General features: G+C 50.9%; 15 protein-coding genes and 1 pseudogene. 12 read left to right on the top strand and 4 right to left on the bottom strand.

Features of this window, described 5'->3' with window-relative positions:
* Positions 1-110: 110 nt before the first annotated feature.
* Complete coding sequence (gene putP / locus ACJ9Y9_RS08565) at positions 111-1,619, bottom strand: sodium/proline symporter PutP (protein WP_028019108.1); 1,509 nt, start codon at positions 1,617-1,619, stop codon at positions 111-113.
* A gap of 422 nt (positions 1,620-2,041) precedes the next feature.
* On the opposite strand from putP, the gene putA reads away from it, so the two are divergent.
* Both putA and ACJ9Y9_RS08555 read left to right on the top strand, forming a co-directional pair.
* Positions 2,042-6,004 (top strand): trifunctional transcriptional regulator/proline dehydrogenase/L-glutamate gamma-semialdehyde dehydrogenase, encoded by a 3,963-nt coding sequence (gene putA, locus ACJ9Y9_RS08560; protein WP_407226083.1) that lies wholly within the window; start codon positions 2,042-2,044, stop codon positions 6,002-6,004.
* 51 nt (positions 6,005-6,055) lie between these two features.
* The gene (locus tag ACJ9Y9_RS08555) at positions 6,056-6,451 is read left to right on the top strand and encodes a lysozyme inhibitor LprI family protein (RefSeq protein ID WP_028019110.1); all 396 of its coding nucleotides are present in this window, start codon (positions 6,056-6,058) and stop codon (positions 6,449-6,451) included.
* Here ACJ9Y9_RS08555 and rutR read toward each other — a convergent pair.
* Positions 6,448-7,086: an HTH-type transcriptional regulator RutR gene (rutR, locus tag ACJ9Y9_RS08550; protein WP_028019111.1), complete on the bottom strand. Its 639-nt coding sequence runs from the start codon at positions 7,084-7,086 to the stop codon at positions 6,448-6,450. The two genes, ACJ9Y9_RS08555 and rutR, sit on opposite strands and share 4 nt — an antisense overlap.
* A 321-nt stretch (positions 7,087-7,407) precedes the next feature.
* On the opposite strand from rutR, the gene ACJ9Y9_RS08545 reads away from it, so the two are divergent.
* The 10 genes and pseudogenes from ACJ9Y9_RS08545 (at position 7,408) to rutG (ending at position 18,587) form a co-directional block, all read left to right on the top strand.
* Positions 7,408-9,633 carry an AAA family ATPase gene (locus ACJ9Y9_RS08545; protein ID WP_032667000.1) on the top strand — a complete coding sequence of 742 codons (2,226 nt, stop codon included), beginning with the start codon at positions 7,408-7,410 and terminating at the stop codon, positions 9,631-9,633.
* A gap of 61 nt (positions 9,634-9,694) precedes the next feature.
* Entirely contained in the window at positions 9,695-11,797 is a 2,103-nt protein-coding gene (locus ACJ9Y9_RS08540; RefSeq protein WP_028019112.1) for a UvrD-helicase domain-containing protein, read from the top strand.
* Between the two features lie 600 nt (positions 11,798-12,397).
* Positions 12,398-12,835 (top strand): annotated as a pseudogene (locus ACJ9Y9_RS08535) (SymE family type I addiction module toxin); the annotation flags it as partial.
* Between the two features lie 311 nt (positions 12,836-13,146).
* Positions 13,147-14,238, top strand: coding sequence for a pyrimidine utilization protein A (gene rutA, locus ACJ9Y9_RS08530; RefSeq protein WP_028019113.1), 1,092 nt, complete (start codon positions 13,147-13,149; stop codon positions 14,236-14,238).
* Positions 14,238-14,927: a pyrimidine utilization protein B gene (gene rutB / locus ACJ9Y9_RS08525; RefSeq protein ID WP_028019114.1), complete on the top strand. Its 690-nt coding sequence runs from the start codon at positions 14,238-14,240 to the stop codon at positions 14,925-14,927. The genes rutA and rutB overlap by 1 nt, the downstream gene beginning before the upstream one ends.
* Positions 14,928-14,938: 11 nt before the next feature.
* Positions 14,939-15,325, top strand: coding sequence for a pyrimidine utilization protein C (gene rutC, locus ACJ9Y9_RS08520; RefSeq protein ID WP_028019115.1), 387 nt, complete (start codon positions 14,939-14,941; stop codon positions 15,323-15,325).
* A gap of 7 nt (positions 15,326-15,332) precedes the next feature.
* Positions 15,333-16,133: a pyrimidine utilization protein D gene (gene rutD, locus ACJ9Y9_RS08515; RefSeq protein WP_028019116.1), complete on the top strand. Its 801-nt coding sequence runs from the start codon at positions 15,333-15,335 to the stop codon at positions 16,131-16,133.
* A 9-nt stretch (positions 16,134-16,142) separates the two neighbouring features.
* On the top strand, positions 16,143-16,733 hold the full coding sequence (locus tag ACJ9Y9_RS08510; RefSeq protein WP_028019117.1) for a malonic semialdehyde reductase: 591 nt from the start codon (positions 16,143-16,145) through the stop codon (positions 16,731-16,733).
* A 9-nt stretch (positions 16,734-16,742) separates the two neighbouring features.
* A complete protein-coding gene (rutF, locus tag ACJ9Y9_RS08505) occupies positions 16,743-17,237 on the top strand; it encodes an NADH-dependent FMN reductase RutF (RefSeq protein WP_028019118.1) in 495 nt (164 codons plus the stop codon).
* Positions 17,238-17,258: 21 nt separating this feature from the next.
* Positions 17,259-18,587 carry a pyrimidine utilization transport protein G gene (gene rutG / locus ACJ9Y9_RS08500; RefSeq protein WP_028019119.1) on the top strand — a complete coding sequence of 443 codons (1,329 nt, stop codon included), beginning with the start codon at positions 17,259-17,261 and terminating at the stop codon, positions 18,585-18,587.
* A 73-nt stretch (positions 18,588-18,660) separates the two neighbouring features.
* Here rutG and ACJ9Y9_RS08495 read toward each other — a convergent pair whose 3' ends face one another.
* Together ACJ9Y9_RS08495 and ACJ9Y9_RS08490 are read right to left on the bottom strand one after the other, a co-directional pair.
* On the bottom strand, positions 18,661-19,182 hold the full coding sequence (locus ACJ9Y9_RS08495; protein ID WP_028019120.1) for a GNAT family N-acetyltransferase: 522 nt from the start codon (positions 19,180-19,182) through the stop codon (positions 18,661-18,663).
* Between the two features lie 6 nt (positions 19,183-19,188).
* Complete coding sequence (locus ACJ9Y9_RS08490) at positions 19,189-19,458, bottom strand: DUF1778 domain-containing protein (RefSeq protein WP_028019121.1); 270 nt, start codon at positions 19,456-19,458, stop codon at positions 19,189-19,191.
* Positions 19,459-19,461: the final 3 nt, after the last annotated feature.

Genomic DNA, 19,461 nt, shown 5'->3' with positions numbered 1-19,461 from the left:
TATCCTCATTGTTATAAGCACATGGATATCACAGGAAATTACGGATTTTGGCAAGAAAAAAGCCGGGCAGCGCTAGCGCTTGCCCGGCCTTCAGTGTTCCGAGGAAAAATTTATTCCGGCTGCAGCTTAGTCGGCGGTGCAGAGCGGTAATGCGCATCTGCTTCAGCAAAGCGTTTCTGCATGGAGGCGGACGGCGCTTTCCCCAGCAGGCTGAAGACCACAATACCAATGCTGCCGAAAATGAAGCCCGGTATGATTTCGTACAAGCCCAGCCATGCGAACTGTTTCCAGACGATAACGGTCAGTGCACCGATAATCATTCCCGCCAGCGCGCCGTTACGGGTCATACGTGACCACATGACGGAGAAGAGCACTACCGGACCAAATGCCGCACCAAAGCCCGCCCATGCGTAGCTCACGAGGCCCAGCACGCGGTTTTCCGGGTTGGCCGCCAGTGCAATCGCCACCAGCGCCACCAGCAGAACCATAAAGCGCCCTACCCACACCAGCTCTTTCTGGCTTGCACCTTTGCGCAGGAAAGCTTTGTACAGGTCTTCGGTGATGGCACTGGAGCAGACCAGCAGCTGACAGCTCAGGGTAGACATCACTGCCGCCAGGATCGCGGAGAGCAGAATACCGGCAATCCACGGGTTAAACAGAATCTGCGCCAGCTCGATAAACACACGTTCGGCGTTCTGGTTAACAGCGCCCGCCTGTGCCGGGTTATTGTTGAAGTACGCGATACCAAAGAAGCCTACCGCACACGCCCCCGCCAGACACAGGATCATCCACGTCATACTGATACGACGCGCATGCACGATGGTGTGGTGAGAGTCCGCGGCCATAAAGCGCGCCAGGATATGCGGCTGACCGAAGTAACCCAGACCCCAGCCCATCAGCGACACGATGGCAACGAAGTTCAGCCCTTTCAGCATGTCGACGTTTTCAATGCTCTTCTGTTTGATCACTTCCAGCGAATCGGCAAAGCCGCCAACGGTGAAAATCACAATCACCGGGGTCAGGATCAGGGCGAAGATCATCAGGCTCGCCTGCACGGTGTCTGTCCAGCTTACGGCCAGGAAACCGCCCACGAAGGTATACAGGATGGTCGCCGCAGCACCGGCCCAGAGGGCGGTTTCGTAGCTCATGCCGAAGGTGCTTTCGAACAGACGCGCGCCCGCCACAATGCCGGAGGCACAGTAGATGGTGAAGAACAGAAGAATAACCACCGCAGAGATAATGCGCAGGATGCGGCTGTTATCTTCAAAGCGTCCGGTGAAGTAATCCGGCAGCGTCAGGGCGTTATTATTGGCCTCGGTATGCACACGCAGACGGCCTGCCACTAGTTTCCAGTTGATCCATGCCCCGACAGTCAGGCCGATGGCAATCCAGCTTTCTGAAATACCGGAGATGAAAATCGCGCCTGGTAACCCCATCAGCAGCCAGCCGCTCATGTCTGATGCCCCCGCAGATAACGCGGTCACCATCGGGCCTAAACTACGTCCGCCCAGAATGTAGTCGTCAAAGTTCTTTGTTGAACGCCATGCCAAAAACCCTATAAGGATCATGCCAAAAATATAAACGAGAAATGTCACCAGCATCGGTGTGCTAATAGCCATTCAAATTCTCCAAAAAGTCGAGCGACAACCGTCCGGGCTGCCTTGTTATATGATCACCGGAACGTGGTGAATGTATCTTGTGTTTCCGTTGGGCGCGCTATCCTGCCGTATGCGCACCCCGCTGACAAACGATTTAACACTGCATTTACATCAAATTCATCCCTGGCTTGATACAACTTTTCTATAGGTTGCACTCGCTCACACTTATAAGGGTTGCACCTTTTAAAAATGTTAAGCGCCGCATAAAAACAGGCCTGCGATGCAGAAGCCAGCTCTTTTTTCCAGCTAACCATTCATTAACAATCCATTCATTTTCTGGGTTGCAAACCAGGTCACATTTAACACGGTTGCACAAAGTTGCAACATGGTGGATATTTCACGCTAACGACAGAACACTATTAAAGAACAACAGGAGTTTTGGCATGGGTATGACCACCATGGGGGTTAAGCTGGATGACGCAACGCGCGAACGGATTAAGTCCGCAGCCACCCGCATTGACCGCACACCACACTGGCTAATCAAGCAGGCAATTTTTAACTATCTGGAAAGACTGGAGAGTGAAGACGGTCTGCCAGAGCTGCCTGCCCTGCTGGCCGGCGCGGCGAATGAAAGCGAGGAAGCCCCGATCGCGGGCGAAGACAGTCATCAGCCGTTCCTTGAATTTGCCGAGCAGATCCTGCCGCAATCCGTCAGCCGTGCCGCCATCACCGGCGCCTGGCGTCGTGCCGAAACCGACGCCGTGCCGATGCTGCTGGAACAGGCCCGCCTGCCGGAAGCGATTGCCGCGCAGGCACACAGCCTGGCGTATCAATTAGCGGACAAGCTGCGTAACCAGAAAACCGCCACCGGCCGCGCCGGGATGGTTCAGGGTCTGCTGCAGGAGTTTTCCCTCTCTTCACAGGAAGGCGTGGCGCTGATGTGCCTCGCGGAAGCGCTGCTGCGTATTCCGGATAAAGCCACCCGTGACGCGCTGATCCGCGACAAGATCAGTAACGGTAACTGGCAGTCACACATTGGCCGCAGCCCGTCGCTGTTCGTTAACGCCGCCACCTGGGGTCTGCTGTTTACCGGCAAGCTGGTCTCGACCCATAACGAAGCTAACCTCTCCCGCTCCCTGAACCGCATCATCGGCAAGAGCGGCGAGCCGCTGATCCGCAAGGGCGTGGATATGGCGATGCGTCTGATGGGCGAGCAGTTTGTCACGGGTGAAACCATTGCCGAAGCGCTGGCAAACGCCCGCAAGCTGGAAGATAAAGGTTTCCGCTACTCGTACGACATGCTGGGTGAAGCGGCCCTGACCGCCGCCGACGCGCAGGCCTATATGGTTTCTTACCAGCAGGCGATCCACGCCATTGGTAAAGCGTCAAACGGTCGCGGGATTTATGAAGGTCCGGGCATCTCCATTAAGCTGTCCGCGCTGCACCCGCGCTACAGCCGCGCGCAGTACGACCGGGTGATGGAAGAACTCTACCCACGACTGAAATCCCTGACCCTGCTGGCGCGCCAGTATGATATTGGTATTAACATCGACGCCGAAGAGGCCGACCGTCTGGAGATCTCTCTCGATCTGCTGGAAAAACTGTGCTTCGAGCCAGAATTGGCGGGCTGGAACGGGATTGGTTTCGTTATTCAGGCCTACCAGAAGCGCTGTCCGTTCGTCATTGATTATCTGATTGACCTGGCAAGCCGCAGCCGTCGACGCCTGATGATCCGTCTGGTGAAAGGTGCCTACTGGGACAGCGAAATCAAACGCGCCCAGATGGACGGTCTGGAAGGCTATCCGGTCTATACCCGCAAGGTGTACACCGACGTCTCTTATCTCGCCTGCGCGAAAAAGCTGCTCGGCGTGCCGAACCTGATCTATCCGCAGTTCGCTACCCACAACGCCCACACCCTGGCGGCGATCTACAGCCTGGCCGGACAGAACTACTACCCGGGCCAGTATGAATTCCAGTGCCTGCACGGCATGGGTGAACCGCTGTACGAGCAGGTCACCGGTAAAGTGGCGGACGGCAAGCTGAACCGTCCGTGCCGTATCTATGCCCCGGTGGGCACCCACGAAACCCTGCTGGCGTACCTGGTGCGTCGTCTGCTGGAAAACGGTGCGAACACCTCCTTCGTTAACCGTATTGCCGACACCACGCTGCCGCTTGATGAGCTGGTGGCCGATCCGGTGCAGGCGGTTGAGAAGATGGCGGCGCAGGAAGGCCAGATTGGCCTGCCGCATCCGAAGATTGCCCTGCCGCGCGAGTTGTACGGCAAAGGCCGCGTGAACTCGGCAGGTCTGGATCTCGCCAACGAACATCGTCTGGCATCCCTCTCCTCTGCCCTGCTCAACAGCGCGCTGCAGAAATGGCAAGCTAAACCAATGCTGGAGCAACCTGTCGCTGATGGAGAAATGCAGCCAGTGATTAACCCGGCAGAGCCAAAAGATATCGTCGGCTACGTACGTGAAGCGACTGACGCGGAAGTGGATCAGGCGCTGGACAGCGCGGTGAATAACGCCCCTATCTGGTTCGCCACCCCTCCAGAGGAGCGTGCCGCCATTCTCGAACGCGCTGCGGTGCTGATGGAAGATCAGATGCAACAGCTCATCGGCATTCTGGTGCGCGAAGCGGGTAAAACCTTCAGCAACGCCATTGCCGAAGTGCGCGAGGCGGTCGACTTCCTGCACTACTACGCCGGTCAGGTGCGTGATGATTTCGATAACGAAACCCACCGTCCGCTTGGCCCGGTCGTCTGTATTAGCCCGTGGAACTTCCCACTGGCGATCTTCACCGGCCAGATTGCCGCGGCGCTTGCGGCGGGCAACAGCGTGCTGGCAAAACCGGCAGAACAAACCCCGCTGATTGCCGCCCAGGGCATCAACATTCTTCTGGAGGCCGGCGTTCCGGCGGGCGTGGTTCAGCTGCTGCCTGGCCGTGGTGAAACGGTCGGTGCGAAGCTCACCGCCGATAACCGCGTGCGCGGCGTGATGTTCACCGGCTCGACCGAAGTGGCCTCCCTGCTGCAGCGCAACATCGCCACCCGTCTTGACGCGCAGGGTCGTCCGACGCCGCTCATCGCGGAAACCGGCGGCATGAACGCCATGATCGTTGACTCCTCCGCGCTCACCGAGCAGGTGGTGGTTGACGTTCTGGCTTCCGCCTTCGACAGCGCCGGCCAGCGCTGCTCCGCCCTGCGCGTGCTGTGCCTGCAGGATGACGTGGCCGACCACACGCTGAAGATGCTGCGCGGTGCAATGTCCGAATGCCGTATGGGCAATCCGGGCCGTCTCACCACCGATATCGGGCCGGTGATCGACGCGGAAGCCAAAGCCAACATCGAAAACCACATTCAGACCATGCGTGCCAAAGGCCGTCCGGTGTTCCAGGCCGTACGTGAAACCAGCGAAGATGCCCGCGAATGGCGCACCGGTACCTTTGTGCCGCCAACGCTGATTGAACTGGCGAGCTTCGACGAACTGAAAAAAGAGGTTTTCGGTCCGGTACTCCACGTGGTGCGCTACAACCGTAACAACCTTAACGCGCTGATTGAGCAGATCAACGCTTCTGGCTATGGCCTGACGCTGGGTGTCCATACCCGTATTGACGAAACCATCGCTCAGGTGACCGGTAGCGCCAAAGTGGGCAACCTGTACGTCAACCGTAACATGGTTGGCGCGGTCGTGGGCGTGCAGCCGTTCGGCGGCGAAGGCTTGTCCGGTACGGGTCCGAAAGCGGGTGGTCCGCTCTATCTGTACCGTCTGCTGGCGAACCGTCCGGAGAACGCGCTGGGCGTCACCCTGGCACGTCAGGACGCAGACTATCCGGTGGATACGCAGCTGAAAACCGTGCTGACGCAGCCGCTGGAAGCACTTATCACATGGGCGGAAAAACGTCCTGAACTGCGTGCTCTCGCGCAGCAGTATGGCGAGCTGGCGCAGGCCGGTACCCAGCGTCTGCTGCCGGGTCCAACCGGCGAGCGCAACACCTGGACGCTGATGCCGCGTGAGCGCGTGCTGTGCGTGGCGGATAACGAGCAGGATGCGCTGGTGCAGCTGGCTGCTGCCGCGGCGACCGGTTGTGAAGTGCTGTGGCCGGAAGATGCGCTGCATCGTGACCTGGCTAAACAGCTGCCGAAAGCAGTCTCGTCACGCATTCACTTCGCGAAAGCGGATGCATTGCTGACGCAGCCGTTTGACGCCGTTATCTACCACGGTGATTCTGACCAGCTCCGTGAACTGTGCGAGCAGGTTGCTGCCCGCAGCGGGGCGATTGTTTCGGTGCAGGGCTTCGCCCGCGGTGAAACCAACCTGTTGCTGGAGCGTCTGTACGTTGAGCGCTCACTCAGCGTCAACACCGCCGCCGCAGGGGGTAACGCCAGCCTGATGACAATCGGCTAACGCTGTGCTAATAAGGCTCCGGAGACGGAGCCTTATTTTATTGGGGAGTGTATGAAACGATTTCTTATTGCGGGCGCAGTAATGCTGATGAGCGCCAGCGCATTGGCCGATGAGTGCGACAAAGCGACCACTCAGCTTGAACTAAACACCTGTAGCGCGCAGCAGTATCAGGCTGCCGATAAAAAACTCAACCAGACGTACCAGGCCGTCATCAAACGCGCGGCAGCCCCCCAGCGAGATCTGCTGAAAAAGGCGCAGCAGGCCTGGATTGCCCTGCGCGATGCGGACTGCACATTTATCGGTTCGGGTACAGAAGGAGGCAGCGTTCAGCCCATGATCGTTAATCAGTGTCTGGCGGAAAAAACCGTGGAGCGTGAAGCGTTTCTGGCCTCGCTGATGCAGTGTGAAGAGGGCGACTTAAGCTGCCCTCTCCCGCCGGGAAACTAACGCACGCGGATCCCTTCAATGATCATCTGCTGCACATTTTCCAGCGTGCTCTGGAAAAACGCCTCATCCTGGAGCGTTTTTCCGGTCACCGCCTCAACCTGGGCCGCAAAGTCAGCGTAATGCTGAGTGGAGGCCCAAATCATAAAGATCAGATGATGCGGGTCGACCGGTGCCAGTTTCCCGCTGGCGACCCATCCGGCAATAATGGCCGATTTATCATCAACCAGCTGCTTTAAATCCCCCGTCAGTTCCGCCTGCAACAGCGGCGCGCCCTGCAGCATCTCCAGACAGAACAGCCTTGATGCCTGCGGGTAATCACGCGACACCTCAAGTTTCAGGCGGATGTACTCCTTAATAGCCACCAGCGGAGCCAGCTCTTCACGGAATGCCTTGAGGGGTGCCAGCCAGATATCAAGGATCTGCTGCATCACCGCCACATAGAGCGCCTCTTTCGACGGATAGTAGTAGAGCAGATTGGTTTTGGACACTCCGGACTGCTCCGCCACCTGCTCCAGGCGCGTGCCGTGAATACCAAACTGTGAAAAAGTCTCCAGCGCCGCGCTGAGGATCGCCTGCTTCTTGGCGCTCACGGCCTGCGAACGTTTACCGGGTGTTTTCACTGCACCTTGTGTCATCAGCGCTCTCCTTATTGGTTTGCCATAGCATAGCAAATGCGGGGGGTTGTCTCGACATTTTGGGGGATGGGGGTTGTGCAGAAACACAAAATCGAAAGCGTGGTGTGGAAAGCCGATGTGTAGGGGGTATAGTGGTGAATAGGTGGTTTATGTAGCAATTGTGGGCGTAATATTTTAGTAGTTAGAGCTCAGTGGAAAGCAAATTTAATAATAAAACCATTTAAAACTGAATATAGTATTGAATAAATAACAAACATAGTTAATATGGTATGGACATTTTCAATACAAACTAGTTAAACCGATATAGGTGGAGGAAATACCGTGTATTTAGAAAGCATCACTATAAAAAATTATAGAAAATTTCGTTCTCTAGATAATACAATATGCTTCGTTCAACCTTCAGTTATTGAAATGGGCATCGATGAAGATCAAACAAAATCAGTAATCGCTCCGTCAACAACCTTAATAATAGGTAAGAACAATTCTGGAAAAACAACTATCGTCAATGCGTTGAAAATGTTATGCCAGAATGTTCAACCGTCAGCATCCGATTTCAATCTATCTTATCTTAATGAGCTATTTAGTCAGTATAAAAAACAATTTGAAGAAAATCCTGCTACAAAGTTTGAAGATGTAGAAACACCAAATCTAGAGTTTACTTTAAGGGTTAAAATTGATTTTAGCGATGATGATTTGATGACCCATTTATCTCCTTTCATCTCAATTAGTGAAAAAGGAAATGGAAAACCTGTTACTGTATGTATTATTGTTAAAGTTGTTCTTGCTGAAGAGGCAGCGTTCAAAGAAGAAGTTAAAAACATTTTTAGCACAATTAGTTTTGATGACCGTGAATTAGAAAAAAAACAACATTTCGAAAAATTCCATTCATTACTATCGAAAGATACCACTCTTATTAAGGTGGATGGAAATCTATATCATATTTTATTTGTTGATCTATCAGACGAGATAGCAGAAAAGTTTTCACTTAAAAAACTAATAAACATCAAAGAAATTAAAGCGAATCGTCATCTAAAAGAAGGGGTCCTAAGCGACGTTTTCAATAAAATAGTTTCATTTCAGTTCAGCAATGATACTCATTCTCGCACAACATTGGAAAAAAGCATCCTGGGAATTAACAAGCAGATTTCGCTAGACGTTGGCGCTAAAAGTTCTGATATATCTCAAGTTTTGGGTCAAGTAGAAAACTCAAATAAAGTTGATCTTAGCTTATCGGGAAATGTTAGTTATGATGCCATTATGAAGGGACTAATCAAATATAATTTCATGGATGGTGATGATTATATTCCAGAAGACCAATTTGGTTTAGGCTACATAAACCTACTAAATATCATTGGTGAAATAATACATTTTGTTGACAGCTATGAAGACAAAAGCCATCTCAGCAGAATTAATTTACTTTTTATTGAAGAACCTGAAGCTTTTATGCATCCTCAGATGCAGGAGTTTTTCATCAAACGCATTGATAATGCTGTAAAAAAAGCGTTAGAAATTGCCAATAGCTATGCTGCCAATAAAAAAATACTACAATGCCAATTAGCAATTACGACTCATTCCTCTCATATCGTCAATAGTAAGATTCACAGCAGTAATACGTTCAATAACCTTAACTACTTGACATCTATTAATAGATGTACGAAAGCGATAAACTTAACTGATGAAGTTGTAGTATCTAATGAGGACGAAAATAAAAAGGAAAAACTTAACTTCATTAAAAAACATATAAAATATAAAATATCAGAGTTATTTTTCTCTGATGCAGTCATCTTCGTTGAGGGAATTACAGAGGAGACTCTAATTAATTATTACCTAGAAAAACATCAAAAACTAAGTAATCATTATATTTCCGTTTTTAACATCAATGGTGCTCACGGTAAATTGTATCTGCCTTTGGCGAAAAAACTGAGCGTTCCGAGCCTAATTGTTACCGATCTAGATATTAAACGTGAGAAGTGTGAAAAGAACGAAAAGCATAACGAAAGTGAAGTTTGTAGCATATGCGGCCAACAACCCAAAGATGGTGATACACCGTACACGCAAGGCAAAGAAAAGGATTATGTTCAAATTACTGATCTAAGTGGACGTACAACAACTAATGCAACCTTAAAAGAATTAAATGTACAACTTCAAAATAAATCAGAAACTGATTCTGACAAGCTTGATGATATAGATTTTTTTGAGGATGAGAATATTTATGTCGTATTCCAAAAAGACCCAATTCAGAAACAATATGCCACTAGTTTTGAAGAGGCATTAATCCTAACTAATTATAACAATGATTTTATTAATGAAGTACTCAAAGAATGTAAACCTAATATATATCGAGATACATTAAATTACAACGGTCACAATTCAAGAGAAAATTTATTTAGTAGATCTTATATGCTACAAAAGAAACTTTCTGATAGTAAAAGTGATTTTTCAAACAAATTGTTGTTTAAATTCCTTTCTGCGGAAGTAGGCGAAGATTTACCCAAGTTGCCCAATTATCTAGAAAGTGGCTTAAAATGGCTAGAATCTAAACTGTAAAAAAACAAAATACCTCATTAAAAAAGTAGTTATAAAAACGGTACTATAGAGGCTTAACCTGATGACAAAAAATGAGATTCTAGAATTAGAAGTCCAAAGAAACGTTATTAGCCATATTGATGTTTTTAAAAGTTTTCGTTTTAATGCTGGTGCTGGTGCTGGGAAAACATATGCTCTTATAGAAACTTTGAAATATGTTACGCGCAACAAAATAGCAGCGACTAATAGCCCGCAAAAAGTAGCATGTATCACCTATACTAATGTAGCGGTAAATGAAATTAAGAACAGATTGGGTAATTCAGATAAAGTTCATGTTTCAACTATCCATGAAATGCTATGGGATATAATTAAAAAGGCTCAACCTCAACTTTTGATTTGCCATAAAGCTAAGATTCATAATGCATTAAATCATTATTCTAATGAATTATTTAAACCTGACAAGGCTAAGTTTTATATTAATCTTGATGAAACGAAGCGACAAGATTTTTATCAATATGCCATGCAGACAAGAGATTTTTTCTATCGTTCTAAAAATCTTAGCGCTAAATGTTTCAAAAAGGCCTATGAAAATGACACATTTTTCGATAAACCGGATTTTTTACATGAATGCTTAAGCAATATAAAAAACTTCAAATTTGTTGTTGAGGTTTTCTACAAAAAACAAAGACTTAAAGAGTGCCTAGAGAAAATAGAAAATAATACCTTAAATCGTGTATTCTACGACAGCAGAGTGAATATAGATAGGCTTCACTATATGAAGTTTAGCCATGACACTTTGCTTGAGTACGGATTGGAACTCGTTAAAACTTATCCAACTCTTTGCCGTGTTATTATTGATAGTTACCCTTACTTCTTTATCGATGAATATCAAGATACGCACAGCAACGTTATTAAACTTATCAAAATCCTCCATGACTATGCTATACAACATAATAAAGACTGGATGGTAGGTTACTTCGGCGATACTGCACAGTGTATTTATGAAGATGGTGTTGGTCGAGATATCGCACAAATTCATAGTGGACTTAGTGATATATATAAAATATTCAATCGGCGTTCACATCAACAAATAATTAATGTCGCTAATGACATTCGCTCTGATGAAATAGTTCAAAAACCTATCTTTGATGAAAGGAACATGGGTTTAGTAATATTATCTCATTATGCCAACGACAATAAAATAGAGGCAGCGAGAAATTTCCTGGCTGATTATAAAAAAGATTTATGTAATACGGACAAATTCGATATTAACGATCGCAAAATTCATTGTCTGGTATTAACCAATCGTCTTATGGCAACATTTAACGGGTTTGAAGATGTTTATGATGTGTATAAAAATTCATCAATATTTTATGATAATTTGAACACCCAAGTCTTGTCTCAGCAATTAGAAAAACTACATCCAACAGTTTTAACCATTTATCATTTTGTTAAGCTTTATCAGGATATACAGCAGGATATAGTTTCCTACTATAATATTTTTGGTCCATTAGGAAATGACCTCGCGTTCTCCAAAGCAAGCTTGGCTATTAGTGCGTTACAAAATAAAGACATTCAGTCATATGGAGACTGGGTGAAATTAATCACAGACTGCCTTAAAAATAGTAATATAAATGAGGCCATGATAAAATTATTAATCAACCGCGTTAACTATGATAAAGATAGTCTTACATCCCTTGATTCACTTGAATATTTATCAATTGATAGTATTAACATATTAATGAATAGTGATTCGGATGATGAGGAAGTGGCGAAAGAAAAGATCGACAGTATTTTATTGTTACCAATCGAATCCTTAATCAAATGGGTTAATTTTATTGATGGCATTGAGGTTAGTGACATTAACTTTCATACTTATCATGGCACAAAAGGTGAAGAGTATATGAATGTTGCCATTATTTTAGAGCATAGTTTTGGTAAAGATATATGTAAATTTAAGAGATATTTTGATTTTTTACAGCAGAATGAGGCTGAACGTAACCGTTTATTATCCGACCCTATTTATGAAAAAGCACATGCTAATACCAAAAACTTACTCTATGTTGCCTGCTCTCGAGCGATTCAAAATTTAAGAATAATGTATCTGGATGATATCTCGGAAATCCAAAATGGTGTTGAATCTATTTTTGGAAAGAGCACAACATGGTCAATTAATGCATGTTAAGAACCCATGCAATTTATATATTCCCTAATGGTGGTTATAACTAAGGGAAGTGATTACTGATATTTTTATCTAACATAATAAAACCAAACCTAAATACAGCCTGCGGGAGATAATTCCTACAGGCTATTTCACCTTGAAAGATGACATCTTATGCGTAATTTTATTACATTGTGATTTTTAAGAATACCCGTCACTCGTACCTCACCCAGCAAATTTTTAACCAACAGCTCTTTTACGAAATAATCGCCAGAGTGGGTAACTCAAGAATTGATTCAAGGATTATAGCTAATTTATGGAAACAAATAATCGATATAAATATATACCCATAATATTTCTAAATATATATACATTTCCGTAAAACATTACTCAAGATTATCATTCCCTACCCACTCACACCTTTCCTCGACCCTCCTCGCATTTTCACCATTTCCCCGACATTTTTACCTCTGTGTTTTTATCCATAAGAGTATAATCAGCGTACTGAAACCGCCAACACAAACAGTGAGTTTTATAGAGAAAAGTAGATAACCAAGATCGCGATATAAAGGTGTTCCACCACCCTTATACCGCTAACCACAAACAACTAATCGAGAGTTGAATATGGCTGCGAAGAATTTTATGCCAGAGCGGGCTGTTGCCCAAACGGAAAATGCAGTATTTGAAAATGGCGAAGAAATTCGCGAGCAGGTATGCAAAAAGAACCCGCGGGACTTGCACGGGGAGCCGACCCATTCCGGGCGTGTTCATGCGCGGGATGAGGCGGGTGGATCATGCGGTGAGCTGTATACGCGCATGGAGCATAACTATCTGCCGCTGTCCGGTGACTGGTTGTCCCGCGCCGGGTTTGCGTATGGTCGCGCGGTAAAAATCCGCGTGATGCCGGATTGCATCGTGATCACCCCGCAGAATACCCGCGAGCTGTGGGGCTGTTTAGAAGGGTTAAGCGCGGTGCATACCAATAAACAGAAGGTGAAAGCGTGGCTGTCGACGTTCCCGGGGGCACTGAATGATACGGGCGATCTGCCGGAGCCTAAACGCATGAACGAGCAGTTGAAACCACAAAAAACGCTAACTTGCGATCCCGGCCCGCACCGGGATCGTGCTGCATCCCCCTCCCCCCCTGCACCGCCATCGCGCACTGTTGCCTGCTTTGTGTGCATTTCTTTTGACCATTTAGTCCACTTTATTTGCACTCAATTCACCAACTTCACGTTAACACCATAATAACAAAGCCATTTTAAAAACTGGCATCCCCTTTGCAAAACCCTTTTCACGAGGCTGAACAGGATATGCAGGATGCAGCGCCACGTCTGACTTTCACCCCACACTGAGATGAAGAGAGGTTCGTGATGAAAATTGGCGTATTCGTCCCTATCGGCAACAACGGCTGGCTTATCTCGACCACTGCACCGCAATACATGCCGACCTTCGAGCTGAATAAAGCCATCGTGCAGAAAGCGGAGCACTACCATTTCGATTTTGCGCTTTCGATGATCAAGCTGCGCGGCTTTGGCGGCAAAACCGAATTCTGGGATCACAACCTGGAGTCCTTCACTCTGATGGCCGGGCTGGCCGCGGTAACCTCGCGTATTCAGATCTACGCCACCGCCGCCACCCTCACTCTGCCACCTGCAATTGTGGCGCGTATGGCCTCCACCATCGACTCCATCTCCGGCGGGCGCTTTGGCGTCAATCTGGTGACCGGCTGGCAAAAACCGGAGTATGAACAGATGGGACTCTGGCCGGGTGACGATTACTTCTCTCGTCGCTACGACTACCTCACCGAGTATGTGCAGGTTCTGCGCGATCTGTGGGGCACCGGCAAAAGCGATTTCAAAGGTGACTTCTTCACCATGAATGACTGTCGCGTCAGCCCGCAGCCTTCTGTCCCTATGAAAGTCATTTGCGCCGGACAGAGCGACGCGGGGATGGAATTCTCTGCTAAATACGCTGACTTCAACTTCTGCTTCGGAAAAGGCGTAAACACGCCTGCCGCCTTCGCCCCGACCGCCGCACGGATGAAAGAGGCCGCCGACAAAACCGGGCGCGACGTAGGTTCCTACGTGCTGTTTATGGTGATTGCCGACGAGACCGACGACGCCGCTCGCGCCAGATGGGAGCGTTACAAAGATGGCGCAGACGAGGAGGCGCTAAGCTGGCTCACCGAACAGAGCCAGAAGGATACCCGTTCCGGCTCAGATACCAACGTGCGCCAGATGGCCGACCCGACCTCCGCCGTCAATATCAATATGGGCACGCTGGTTGGCTCGTACGCCAGCGTCGCCAGAATGCTGGATGAAGTGGCCGCAGTGCCTGGCGCTGAAGGCGTCCTGCTGACCTTCGATGATTTCCTCACCGGCGTGGAAACCTTCGGCGAGCGTATCCAACCGCTGATGCAGTGCCGCGCCCATATTCCCGCTATCACAAAGGAGGTTGCGTAATGACGACACTTGCTGCACGTCCGGAAACCATCACGTTTGATGCACAGCAGAGCGCCCTGATTGTGGTGGATATGCAAAACGCCTACGCCAGCCAGGGCGGCTATCTGGATCTGGCGGGGTTCGACGTTTCCGCCACCAAACCGGTGATTGAGAACATTAAAACCGCCGTAGCCGCTGCCCGCGCCGCCGGGATGCTCATCATCTGGTTTCAGAACGGCTGGGACGATCAATACGTGGAGGCTGGAGGCCCTGGCTCGCCCAACTTCCACAAATCGAACGCCCTGAAAACCATGCGCAAACAACCCGAGTTACAGGGCAAGCTGCTGGCAAAAGGCGGATGGGATTACCAGCTGGTGGATGAACTGGTTCCTGAGGCAGGCGATATCGTGCTGCCCAAACCACGCTACAGCGGCTTTTTCAACACCCCACTCGACAGCCTGCTGCGCAGCCGGGGTATTCGCCACCTGGTCTTCACCGGCATTGCCACCAACGTCTGTGTGGAATCCACGCTGCGCGACGGCTTTTTCCTTGAGTATTTCGGTGTCGTGCTGGAAGACGCAACGCATCAGGCGGGGCCGGAATTCGCCCAGAAAGCGGCTCTGTTTAATATCGAAACCTTTTTTGGCTGGGTGAGTAATGTGGCTGATTTCTGCGACGCCCTGAATCCCCCACTCGCCCGTATTGCCTGAGGAGACACATGATGCCGAAATCTGTAATCATCCCCGCTGGCACCAGTACGCCGATTGCCCCGTTTGTTCCCGGCACCCTTGCCGATGGCGTGGTGTATGTCTCCGGCACGCTGCCATTTGATAAAGACAATAACGTGGTGTTTATCAACGACCCAAAGGCGCAAACGCGCCACGTGCTGGAGACGATCAAAAATGTGATCGAAACAGCGGGTGGCACCATGGAGGATGTGACCTTCAACAGCATCTTTATCACCGACTGGAAAAACTACGCCGCGATTAACGAAATCTACGCGGAGTTCTTCCCCGGTGATAAACCGGCCCGGTTCTGCATTCAGTGCGGGCTGGTGAAGCCGGAGGCGCTCGTTGAGATTGCGTCCGTTGCACACATCGCGAAGTGAGGCCGCCATGAAACTCTCTGCCTCACAGCCCCCGTATGAGGGGGCACCCGTGGTGGTGCTGATTGCCGGACTCGGCGGCAGCGGCAGCTACTGGCTGCCCCAGTTGGCCACACTTGAGAAGGAGTATCAGGTGGTGTGCTATGACCAGCGCGGTACGGGCAATAATCCCGCCACCCTGCCGGAAGGTTATAGCCTTGCTGAGATGGCCGACGAGCTGGCGCAGGCGCTGAATGATGCCGGGATCACGCGCTACTGCGTGGTGGGCCATGCGCTGGGAGCGCTGGTGGGTCTGCAGCTGGCGCTCGATAAACCAGAATCGTTGACTGCGCTGGTGTGCGTCAACGGCTGGCTGACCCTGAACGCCCATACCCGCCGCTGCTTTCAGATCCGCGAGCGTCTGCTGCATGCGGGTGGTGCGCAGGCGTGGGTAGAGGCACAGCCGCTGTTCCTCTACCCGGCTGACTGGATGGCCGCCCGCGCGCCGCGTCTTGAGGCAGAAGACGCCCTGGCGCTGACTCACTTTCAGGGCAAAGCCAACCTGTTGCGCAGGCTGGACGCACTGAAAAAGGCCGACTTCAGCCGCCACGCCGCACGCATTCGCTGCCCGGTACACATCATCTGTTCCGTTGACGACATGCTGGTGCCCTCGGTGTGTTCCACGGAACTGCAGGTAGCGATCCCACACAGCCACAAGGCGGTGATGCGCCAGGGCGGCCATGCCTGCAATGTCACCGAACCTGACATCTTTAACACCCTGCTGCTGAACGGGCTTGCCAGCCTGCTGCACAGCCCTGAACCCGTTTTATAAGGAGTTTTGATGAGCGAAGCCATTAACCCCACCGCGCTGGAGACGTTATTTACTGGCGCGCGCACTCACAACGGCTGGCAGGACATTCCGGTCAGCGACGAGACGCTGCGCGAGATCTACAACCTGATGAAATGGGGACCCACGTCCGCCAATTGCTCCCCGGCGCGGATTGTGTTTGTAAGAAGTGCAGAGGGAAAAGAGAAGCTGCGCCCGGCCCTCTCCAGCGGCAACCTGGAGAAAACCCTCACCGCCCCGGTTACGGCCATTGTGGCCTGGGACGGGGAATTCTACGAGCGCCTGCCCGAACTGTTCCCGCATGGCGATGCCAGAAGCTGGTTTACCTCAAGCCCGGCACTTGCCGAAGAGACCGCCTTTCGCAACAGCTCAATGCAGGCCGCATACCTTATTTTTGCCTGTCGTGCCCTGGGGCTGGATACCGGCCCAATGTCCGGCTTTGACCGACAAAAAGTCGATGAGGCCTTTTTCACCGGCACAACGCTTAAAAGCAATCTGCTGATCAACATTGGCTATGGTGATACGAACAAACTTTACGGACGCCTGCCGCGTCTGGACTTCGACGATGCCTGCGGGCTGGCGTAAGGAGCGATGATGACAGTACCGGATAAACAAACCTTTCGCGACGCCATGGCCTGCGTCGGGGCAGCAGTCAATATCATCACTACCGACGGCCCGGCAGGGATGGCAGGCTTCACTGCCAGCGCCGTGTGCAGCGTCACGGATTCACCGCCCACTTTGCTGGTGTGCCTGAACCGTGGCGCATCGGTCTGGCCGACCTTTAGCGCAAACCGCACGCTTTGCGTGAATACCCTGAGCGCCGGGCAAGAGCCGCTATCCAACCTGTTTGGTGGTAAAACCCCCATGGAGGAACGTTTTGCCGCCGCCCGCTGGCAGACGGGCGACACGGGTTGTCCGCGTCTGGAAGCGGCACTGGCCTCGTTTGACTGCCGTATCAGCCAGGTGGTCAGCGTGGGTACCCACGACATCCTGTTTTGCGACATTGTTTCGATTATTCGCCACCCCGCGCCGCAAGGGCTGGTGTGGTTCGACCGCGGCTACCACGCGCTTATGCGACCCGCCTGTTAACCCTCCTTAAGGAGATAGCTCATGGCAATGTTCGGATTTCCCCACTGGCAGTTGAAATCGACCTCCACAGAACCTGGCGTGGTCGCGCCGGATGAAAGGCTCCCTCTCGGGCAAACCCTGGTGATGGGCGTCCAGCACGCGGTCGCGATGTTCGGCGCCACGGTGCTGATGCCGATGCTAATGGGGCTTGACCCCAATCTCTCCATTTTGATGTCAGGTATCGGTACGCTGTTGTTCTTTTTTGTCACCGGCGGGCGCGTCCCCAGCTATCTGGGCTCCAGCGCCGCTTTTGTGGGAGTGGTCATCGCCACCACCGGGTTTAACGGCCAGGGGATCAACCCTAACCTGAGCGTGGCCCTCGGCGGCATCATCGCCTGCGGTCTGGTCTACACCCTGATCGGTCTGGTGGTGATGAAGATCGGAACACGCTGGATCGAACGCATGATGCCTCCGGTTGTGACCGGGGCGGTAGTGATGGCGATTGGTCTGAACCTCGCGCCAATTGCGGTCAGAAGTGTTTCCGGCTCGCCGTTTGAAAGCTGGATGGCGGTGATCACCGTGCTCTGTATCGGTCTGGTGGCGGTGTTCACCCGGGGGATGATCCAGCGGCTGCTGATTCTGGTCGGGCTGATTGTCGCCTGCCTGGTCTATGCCCTGCTGGCGAACGTTTTTGGCCTTGGCAAACCGGTCGATTTTACCCTGCTTCATCAGGCTGCCTGGTTCGGCATGCCGCAGATCACCTCTCCCACCTTTAACACCCAGGCGATGATGCTCATCGCGCCTGTGGCGGTGATCCTGGTGGCAGAGAACTTAGGCCACCTGAAAGCAGTGGCGGGGATGACCGGGCGCAGTATGGACCCGTACATGGGCCGCGCATTTGTCGGTGACGGGCTGGCGACTATGCTCTCCGGCTCGGTGGGCGGCAGTGGCGTGACCACCTATGCCGAGAATATCGGCGTGATGGCGGTGACTAAAGTCTATTCGACACTGGTCTTTGTGGCGGCAGCGGTGATGGCCATGCTGCTCGGTTTCTCACCGAAATTCGGGGCTTTGATCCATACCATTCCGTCGCCGGTGATTGGCGGGGCATCCATTGTGGTGTTTGGGCTTATCGCTGTGGCCGGCGCGCGTATCTGGGTACAGCATCGCGTCGATCTCAGCCAGAACAGCAACTTGATTATGGTGGCGGTCACGCTGGTACTGGGCGCGGGCGATTTTGCCCTGACGCTGGGCGGGTTTACGATTGGTGGAATAGGTACGGCGACCTTCGGGGCGATTCTGCTTAACGCCCTGCTGAGCCGCCGGAAAGCAGCCACACCGCATGGCGAGGTTGTGCATCAGGAGTCGTGAAATCTGTATGTCGGGTAATGGCGATGCCTTACCCGACCTGCATGTTCTGTAAGAACAACAGGATGTAGCGTAATCACTCTTGCTCAAACAGTCGTTCGATAGATTTTGTAGGGAAGAACAGAGAATTACTGTTATCCCCTTGCAGGGGGATAAAACCTTGCTTCAGATAGAACCTTTTTGCCTGCTCATTAAGCGCATCAACAAAAAGGCCATGCACACCCACAGCCTGTGAAGCCAGGTAAACAACCCGCATAGCATGCGTGACGAGTGTTGTTCCCCACTCATTTCCCTGTAGTGTTTTATGAACAGCTAAACGTCCCAGAGTCACACTGGGTACGTTGGTATAGGGGACCCTGCGCTGCTGCGTCTTAGAAGGGAGCATCGCTTTTTCAAAGCAACTTCCAGACAACATGTAGTAGCCCAGCACGTGTGGATGGTCACGATCTTTTAGCAGATAGCCGCGCAGAATGCGCCCATTGTGCTGGCGCACCAGATGCTCTCTCAGGAAGGCATTTAGCGAGGGCTCACCACAATCGAAATCCTCGAAAGCGTATTCGGTTCCCTCTGAAAACATTTCGATCGTGAGATTTTCCACGACGCTTCACTCCATGTTTTTAAGACGCTTCGCGGCTCGCTTCAGGCGTTCATTCGGCTCGGGTGGATTGTCGATGGCATCCATTACGGCATTCCACGATGCTTCGTTTAATACGAGACGTCGATGCTGATCGATGACTTCTGCAGCACGTTCCGAAGCACTGTTCACCATAAACTGGGTGATCGTTTGATTCGTCATCGCCGCCGCTTCTTCAATCATTGTTTTGTCTTCGTCGGTTAAGCGAAGATCGATACGCTGTTTTTTAAGTGCTGGCATGAT

The sequence above is a fragment of the Enterobacter sp. CPE_E1241 genome, from assembly GCF_045618265.1.
Lineage (GTDB): Bacteria > Pseudomonadota > Gammaproteobacteria > Enterobacterales > Enterobacteriaceae > Enterobacter > Enterobacter adelaidei.
This window is presented reverse-complemented; position numbering and strand designations above follow the sequence as displayed.